This is a genomic window from Nocardioides sp. (genome assembly GCF_035703625.1).
Taxonomy (GTDB): domain Bacteria; phylum Actinomycetota; class Actinomycetes; order Propionibacteriales; family Nocardioidaceae; genus Nocardioides.
In genome coordinates this window covers 1-7,440 of sequence record NZ_DASSXS010000089.1, presented here as the reverse complement: position 1 = coordinate 7,440, position 7,440 = coordinate 1, and the positions used below count along the sequence as shown (strand labels likewise).

Below are 7,440 nucleotides of genomic sequence, written 5' to 3'. Positions count from 1 at the left end.
ACGTCGGGTGCGGTCGGGACGCTGGCCAGCTCGGCCGGCGTGTCCTGCAGGTACGCCGCCTCGAGAGCGGAACGGACCTCCCCTTCATCGAGCTGCTCACCGGGACGAGGGTCGACCACGTCGACCCGACCCTCGTCGAAGGCCACGTCACCGTTCTTCGCCGGCCTCTCGTGGGCCGCGACGACCTCCTCGACGGTGGCGGTCATGGCCGTGTCGTCGACGGTGACCACCGGATCGAGGTCGTCGCCGCCGGTGAAGTAGTCCCACAGCCGGTCGGGCGCCCAGGACCGCCCACCTCCGGCTGCCTCGACGGAGGCGGGGTAGTCGACCGACAGGCCGGCGGCCACCGGGTCGACGCTCTCGATCGCGACGCTGTCGACGGTGCCATCGTCGACCGAGATCGGGATCGGCGCCGTGCTGCGCTCGGCGAGCCCGCGCTCGAGGGCCGCGACCGCCGCTTCCTTGCTGCGGCCGCCGACCTCGACCCCCGCGATCGTGGTGCCCCGCGGGACGTTGTCGCCGGCGACGGCGTAGGCAGCGGCATAGCCGGCGCCGAACAGCACGACGAGGCCGAGGAGCAGGAACAGGACGACCCGGCCGCCCTCGTTCTCCCGGTCCTGCTCGCTCACAGCGCCATCCTAGGAGCGCGCTCCGACTACTCCACGCCTCCACGCCGCGGCCGGGGCAGGCTGGCGACGGAGTAGACGAGGACCACCAGCGCCACGGCCAGGAGGCCGTAGCCCGCCGGGTCGGAGGAGATCGCGAAGTCACCCTCGGCACGCGACGGCGTGACCCAGGTGATGAACCCGACCCAGCCGAGGCCGAAGGCCAGGCGCGTCGACCAGCCGGGGCCCAGGGCCACCAGTGCGGCCAGCGTGGCGGCGGCGCCCAGGAGGAACCCCCAGCCGTAGGAGTGGACCGCCACCGTGGCCAGCGCCGTCACCACACCACCCAGGAAGAAGACCGCTGCCCCCAGGACGCGCATTCAGGTACCGGCGAACAGGTCGGACTCCAGCCCGTCCTCGCCGACCTCGCCCGGCGTGCCCTTGGCCAGCCGGAAGAACTCCTCGGCCCAGAAGGCGTGGCCACTCTCGGCGCCGGAGAAGAAGAAGCCGTCCTGCTCGACCTGGGACTTGTGGGCGGCCAGCGCCTCCATCTTGCGGTCGATCACCGCCGAGCCGTCGATCCGCGCGGTGAGCTGGTCGTCCGGCGTGACGAACGGGCCGAGGTCGCCGTCGGGGTCCATCCCCTCGAAGGTCTCGGTGTCGCCGGTGGCCCGGATCGCGCGCAGGCTCTCCCGCATCCGGCCCTCGCTCATCGCGCTCCAGTAGACCTTGGCGATCTCGTGCGGCTCCCCGAGGTCGTGCTTGTACGACGGCACCGCGGCGAGCGCGGCGGCGTACGTGGCGACCCGGTGGGCCTGGATGTGGTCGGGATGGCCGTAGCCGCCGAACTGGTCGTAGGTCACCAGCACCTGCGGCCGCAGCTCGCGGATGACGCGGACGAGGTGGTCGGCCGCCTCGTTGAGGTCCGCCTTCCAGAACGCGTTGTCGTGGATGACGTCGCCCGGGATCGCGTGGCCGTCCTCGTGCCAGGCCATGCCGGAGTCGCGATAGGTCCCGAACCCGCCGAGGAACCGGTGGTCGGTGACGCCGAGGATCTTCATCGCCGCGGCGAGCTCCTCCTTGCGGTGCTCACCGAGCGAGTCGTCCTGGTCGGCCGCCTTGTGGCTCCACTCGGGGACCAGGATCTCGCCCATCTCGCCCGCCGTACAGGTGACCAGCGTGACGCCGACGCCCCGGTCGGCGTACGACGCCATCGTCGCGCCGGTGCCGATCGTCTCGTCGTCGGGGTGCGCGTGTACGACGAGGAGACGCCGGGCGGGGGCTTCGCTCATGGCGTCAGCGTAGTCAGCGTCTCGCGCAGCTCGGCGAGGAACGGCCGGTCGGAGTCGAGCCAGTCGACGTGGCCGAGCTCTCCGGCCGAGAGCCAGCGCAGCTGGTCGTGCTCCACGGGGTCGGGCTCTCCGTCGACCAGTCGGGCCAGGGCCACGCTGAGGACGTGGGTGTCGCCGATCCCGACCTCACCGGCCAGCCATCCGGTCACCTCGACCCGGCACCCGAGCTCCTCGGCCACCTCACGGACCAGGGCCGACTCAGGGGTCTCGCCGGGCTCGACCTTGCCTCCGGGGAACTCCCAGCGGCCCGCCGCGGCCGCAGGGCCGGTACGACGCGCAGCCAGCACGCGGCCCCCTCGGAGGATCGCGGCTCCGACGACGGAGCGAGGCGGACGGGTTCCCACGGGGCACGAGCATGCCGCACTAGCGTGGACCGCCATGGAGCAGTACGTCGAGGGCGTGCACCTGCACCGGACCGGTGAGAACCGCGCCGAGATCGACGCCCTGGCCGCGCTCGTGGGTGGGCGGGTCGGACTGGGTGGCGTCCTGGCCGATCTCGACCGTCGCGGGCACCGGGTGTGGACCCGCCCGTTGTGGCCGCCGGGGCGGGCGGTGCACCGTGCCTTCACCTGGGACCGCGAGGACCGGCGTACCACCCGGTGGTGGCCGCAGGGCATCACCACGTCGGCGGACGCCTCGGCCGGCGAGGACGTCGCGGGGCGGCGGATCTTCGCGGTGAGCTGGTACGCCAAGGATCTGGGCGAGGGGGGCCAGGGCTCGCGGATCACCTTCGTCGACCGCGAGAGCCGGCGCTACCGCCACGTGCTGCTCGTGGTGCCGCGGTTCGCCCGGGACGGGTCGCTGCAGGTGCTCCCGCTGCGCGTCCACGCCGGAGGCGTGGTGTGGTGCGGTGACCACCTCCACGTGGCCGCCACCGCGCGGGGCTTCATGACGTTCCGGCTGGACGACCTGATGCGGGTGCCCGACCCCGGTCCCGGGGACCCCCAGCGGCTGGGGGTCGACGGCGACCGGGTCTCCGCGTACGGGTACCGGTACGTGCTGCCGGTCCGGTTCGCGTACCAGTCGTTCGCCGAGGAGGGCCACGAGAGGCTGCGCTACTCGTTCCTGTCCCTCGACCGGTCGGTGTCGCCTCCTCACCTCGTCGCCGGCGAGTACACCTCCGCGGAACAGGGGTCCCGGCGGCTGGCCCACTACCCGCTGGACCCCGACTCGCTGCTGCTGCAGACCGGCGAGGACGGCATCTCGCGTCCCCTGCGTCTCGAGCCGAAGGGGGTCGCGCACACCCAGGGTGTGGTGGTCGTCGAGGGCGAGTACTACCTGTCGGTGTCGAGGGGCAGCACTGTCTGCGGCTCGGTGTACGTCGGCCGCCCGGGCGCCTTCCGCCGGTTCCTGATGGCGACCCCGATGGGGCCGGAGGACCTCTCGTGGTGGCCCTCCACCGACGAGCTGTGGTCGGTCACCGAGCACCCGGGACGACGCTGGGTGTTCAGCATGCGGCGCAGCTGGTTCGACCGGTGAGGCACCGGCCGGTTCACCGCGGCTGTCGGGCCAGCTGACGGCTCTGCGCCACCAGCCTTCCGGCGGAGTCCCAGACCTCGCAGTCCTCCTCGAACATGCCACCGGCCATGTTCCGGGTCGCGTGCCGGACCTTCAGCCAGCCCGGCGCCGGGTGGGCGCGCACGTGGGCGGTGAGCTCCAGCGTGGGGGCCCAACCGGGCATCCCGAGGTCGAAGGTCACCGGTGGCAGCGCGTCGACGGTGAGCAGCAGCGCGAGCGGGTCCGGCTCCCGCCCGTCGTGGAGCCGGAACCACGCCTGCAGGACGCCGTTGCCGCTCGGCTCCCCCACGGCCCAGCCGACGTGGGCGGGGTCGAAGCGCATGTCGAAGCGATCCATCAGCGGCGCGATCCGTCGCACCTCCTCCGGTGCCATCGTGTTGGGCACACAGTCCTCGGGCGGTGGGAGGAACGGCTCCTCGGCCGACGTGCGCACGTCGTCGGGCAGGTCGCCGAGGTCGCCGTACGTCGCCAGGGTGGTGATCCTGGCCCGGTCACCCTGCACCAGGTCGGCGGCGACGGTGGCGACCGTGCGGCCCTCGCGGAGGGTGCGGGTCGTGACCGTGGCCGGGCCGGGCTCGGACGTGGCGAGGTAGTAGGCGCTGATCGCGATCGGGTCCGGCTTGCCGGGCAGGCTGGCCCGGATCGCGTTGCCGATCACGGCGAGCAGGTAGCCACCGTTGACACCGCCGCCGACCACCCAGCCGGGAGCGAGGTCGGCCTTGAACTCCCCGTCCGCGGACGCATGGACGGCGGTCTGCTCGTCGAACTCGTTCACGGCCACAGGCTAGGCGACCGCCTTTTCCGGCATCCCGGCCCTCCGTGGATTCACCGGGTCGAGATGCGAGGCGCGCCCCCAGCAGCACGTGACGCGGAAGGACCAGCCGGGCCGGGTCACGACGACCACCGGGACCCGCCCCTAGACTTCTGAGAACGCCGAGACGGGGCGGGGCTCAGGAGGTCATCTTGGGCAAGGCACTGCATGCTCTCGGCAGGTTCTGCGCGCGGTGGCCGTGGGCCGCCCTGGGCATCTGGACACTGCTGGCGGCCGTCGTCGCGGGGCTGGTGGTCGCCTACGGTCCCGAGACCAGCAACGACCTGGCCCTCCCGGGGACCGAGAGCCAGCAGGTCCAGGACCTGCTCACCGAACGGTTCCCACCCCAGCAGAACGGCGCGAACCCGATCGTCTTCCACGTCGAGGACGGGAAGCTCACCGACCCGGACAACCAGCAGGCCGTCAAGTCCGCCGTGAAGGACCTCCGGTCGGCCCCCCACGTCCACAGCGTGACCTCGCCCCTGAGCGATGCCGGCAAGACCGCGGGACTGCTGTCCGACGACAAGCAGACCGCCTTCGCACCGGTGCTCCTCGACGTGGGGTCCTCAGAGCTGGACCTGGAGATCGCCACCGCCGTCTTCAAGGCCACCCAACCGGCGTCGGCGGCCGGGATCCAGGTCGAGGCCGCCGGGGCCATCGGCACCGAGCTCTCGGACCAGCCGACCGAGAGCAGCGAGGTCGTGGGCATCCTGTGCGCGATGCTCATCCTGACCCTCGTGCTGGGCAGCCTGATCGCGATGGGCATGCCCATCATCACGGCCGTCGTGGGCCTCGTCTTCGCGCTGGCGACGATCGGCCTGATGGGTCATCTGGTCGCCGTCCCCGACACCGGCGCGACCCTCGCCACCATGATCGGGCTCGGGGTCGGCATCGACTACGCGCTGTTCATGATCACGCGACATCAGCAGCACCTCGAGGAGGGCATGCGCGTCGACGAGTCGATCGCGAAGACCGTGGCCACCTCCGGGAGCGCCATCGTGTTCGCCGGCGGAACCGTGGTGGTGGCTCTGGTGGCCCTGCGGGTCGCCAACATCCCGCTGCTCAGCACGCTCGGCCTCGCGTCCGCGGTGGCGGTGCTCACCGCCGTACTGGCCGCGATCACCTTCCTCCCCGCGGTGCTGGCGCTGCTCGGCCGCCGGGTCAACTGGCTCTCCCTGCCCGCGTTCATGCGCCGCAAGCACACTGACGGCGGCGTCTGGGGCAGGTGGGCCGGCTTCGTCACCCGCCGCCCCGTCCTGCTCACGCTGGTCGCGCTGGCGTTCCTGGCTCCGCTGATCGTGCCGGCGCCGTCGCTCGCGTTCGGCCAGGAGGACATCGGCGCCGCACCGCCGGACACCACCGAGCGCAAGGCCTACGACCTGATCACCGCCGGGTTCGGGGCCGGCTACAACGGGCCCCTTCAGGTGGCGTCCAGGCTCGACCCCCCGGCCAGCCCCAGCGACGAGTACAACCGCAAGTACGCCAAGGCCACGTCCCTGCAGAAGCAGCTGCAGAAGGACCAGAAGACGCTGCCCCAGCAGCAGAAGCAGCTCGAGGCCCAGCAGAAGCAGCTCGAGGCACAGCAGGCGGACCTCGAGGCGCAGAAGGCCGACCTGCAGGCCCAGCAGGCCGACCTCGAGGCCGAGCAGGCCGAGCTCCGGAGCGAGGGCGACCAGCTGGAGACCCAGGGTGCCCGGCTGCAGGAGGAGCAGGCATCGCTGGAGGCGCAGGCGCGCAGGCTGCGCGCGGAGAAGGCGGGGCTCCTGCGGCAGAAGCAGCGGTTGATCGCCCAGCGTGACCGGCTCGAGCGGGAGGCCCGAGCCCTCGCGGAGCGGGCACGTCCCCTGGTCCGCAGGCTGGTGGTGCTCGAGGCCCGCGACCGGGTCCTCCAGCGCCGGATCGAGCGGGCCGAGGCCAACGGCAACGACGCCGAGGTGGCCCGCCTCCGGGCGCGGCTGCAGGAGGTGCGCGGCGAGGAGGCCCAGGTGCGGACCGATCTTGCTCCGCTCCGTCGCCAGGCCGAACAGCTCGCGGCACAGGCCCGCGCGCTGCAGGCGCAGGCGAACCAGCTCCAGAGCCGGGCCGACGCGCTCCAGGCCCAGGCCGACCAGCTGTCCGCCCGGGCCGACCGGCTCCGGGCGCAGGCGCGGCAGCTCGAGTCGCAGAAGGCCGATCTCCAGGCCTCTGCCAGTGACCTCCAGGCCCAGGCGGACGAGCTCCGCGCGCAGGCCGACCAGCTGCAGCAGCAGGGCGCCGAGCTGCAGCAGGCGGGGGTCCGTCTCCAGCAGCAGGCAGATGCGCTCAAGGGCCGCCAGCAGACCGCCGAGCAGCAGAAGAAGCAGGCCGAGAAGCTCCAGAAGCAGCTGACCGCGATGGTCACCGCCGCGGGCGGGGACCCTCGGGCCACCGACACGCGGGTGGTCACGCTCCAGACGGCTCTCTCCGGCACCGACGGGGTGCAGACCCTGACACCGCCGCAGACCAACCAGCGTGGCGACGTCGTGCTGCTCTCGGCTGTCCCGACGACCGCCCCCGCGACGGAACGGACCGCCCGGCTGCTGACCGAGGTGCGCGAACAGGTGGTGCCCCAGGCGACGTCCGAGGGCGGGATCACGACGTACGTCGGCGGCTACACCGCGTCGTACGCCGACCTGGCGACGCTGATCTCACAGCGACTGCTGCTGGTGATCGGCACCGTGATCCTGCTCGGGTTCGTGCTCCTGATGATTGCGTTCCGCTCGATCCTGGTGCCGCTCCAGGCAGCCCTCACCAACGTCCTGTCCGCAGCCGCCGCCTTCGGGATCCTGACCGCGTGCTTCCAGTGGGGCTGGGGCATCGACCTCGTCGGGCTGGACACGTCGTCGTCGACGGTGCCGATCGCGAGCTATGTGCCGCTGATGATGTTCGCCGTGCTGTTCGGGCTGTCCATGGACTACGAGGTGTTCCTGGTCAGCCACATCCAGCAGCACCACCTGGCCGGGGAACCGGCCCGTCAGGCGGCGGCGTCCGGGCTGCGCACCAGCGCGCGCATCACCACCGCGGCGTGCCTGATCATGACGTCGGTGTTCGCCAGCTTCATCCTCAACGGCGACCCGACGATCAAGCAGTTCGGCGTCGGCCTCGCGAGTGCGGTCCTGCTCGCCGGCATCCTCGT

At 72.2% G+C, this 7,440-nt stretch carries 7 protein-coding genes; 2 read left to right on the top strand and 5 right to left on the bottom strand.

All coding sequences use genetic code 11. The features are described 5' to 3' along the window. The 4 genes from VFN12_RS04625 to VFN12_RS04610 form a co-directional block, all read right to left on the bottom strand. Nucleotides 1-629: peptidoglycan binding domain-containing protein (locus tag VFN12_RS04625; RefSeq protein WP_325117426.1), on the bottom strand; the 629-nt coding region annotated here is incomplete at its 3' end. 26 nt (nt 630-655) lie between these two features. Further along, a complete protein-coding gene (locus VFN12_RS04620; RefSeq protein WP_325117425.1) occupies nt 656-985 on the bottom strand; it encodes a hypothetical protein in 330 nt (109 codons plus the stop codon). Further along, complete coding sequence (mshB, locus tag VFN12_RS04615; RefSeq protein WP_325117424.1) at nt 986-1,897, bottom strand: N-acetyl-1-D-myo-inositol-2-amino-2-deoxy-alpha-D-glucopyranoside deacetylase; 912 nt, start codon at nt 1,895-1,897, stop codon at nt 986-988. Further along, a complete protein-coding gene (locus VFN12_RS04610; protein WP_325117423.1) occupies nt 1,894-2,337 on the bottom strand; it encodes a (deoxy)nucleoside triphosphate pyrophosphohydrolase in 444 nt (147 codons plus the stop codon). The genes mshB and VFN12_RS04610 overlap by 4 nt, the downstream gene beginning before the upstream one ends. Here VFN12_RS04610 and VFN12_RS04605 point away from each other — a divergent pair. Continuing rightward, entirely contained in the window at nt 2,336-3,436 is a 1,101-nt protein-coding gene (locus VFN12_RS04605; RefSeq protein WP_325117422.1) for a hypothetical protein, read from the top strand. The genes VFN12_RS04610 and VFN12_RS04605 overlap by 2 nt on opposite strands. A 13-nt stretch (nt 3,437-3,449) precedes the next feature. Here VFN12_RS04605 and VFN12_RS04600 read toward each other — a convergent pair whose 3' ends face one another. Then, complete coding sequence (locus VFN12_RS04600; RefSeq protein WP_325117421.1) at nt 3,450-4,250, bottom strand: thioesterase family protein; 801 nt, start codon at nt 4,248-4,250, stop codon at nt 3,450-3,452. Between the two features lie 188 nt (nt 4,251-4,438). On the opposite strand from VFN12_RS04600, the gene VFN12_RS04595 reads away from it, so the two are divergent. After that, a partial coding sequence (locus tag VFN12_RS04595) for an MMPL family transporter (protein WP_325117420.1) occupies nt 4,439-7,440 on the top strand: 3,002 nt, incomplete at its 3' end.

Bases quoted from the DNA above. Each gene is read 5' to 3' on its own strand.
- VFN12_RS04620 (WP_325117425.1), bottom strand. From the start codon at position 985: ATGCGCGTCCTGGGGGCAGCGGTCTTCTTCCTGGGTGGTGTGGTGACG.
- VFN12_RS04610 (WP_325117423.1), bottom strand. From the start codon at position 2,337: ATGGCGGTCCACGCTAGTGCGGCATGCTCGTGCCCCGTGGGAACCCGT.
- mshB (WP_325117424.1), bottom strand. From the start codon at position 1,897: ATGAGCGAAGCCCCCGCCCGGCGTCTCCTCGTCGTACACGCGCACCCC.
- VFN12_RS04605 (WP_325117422.1), top strand. From the start codon at position 2,336: ATGGAGCAGTACGTCGAGGGCGTGCACCTGCACCGGACCGGTGAGAAC.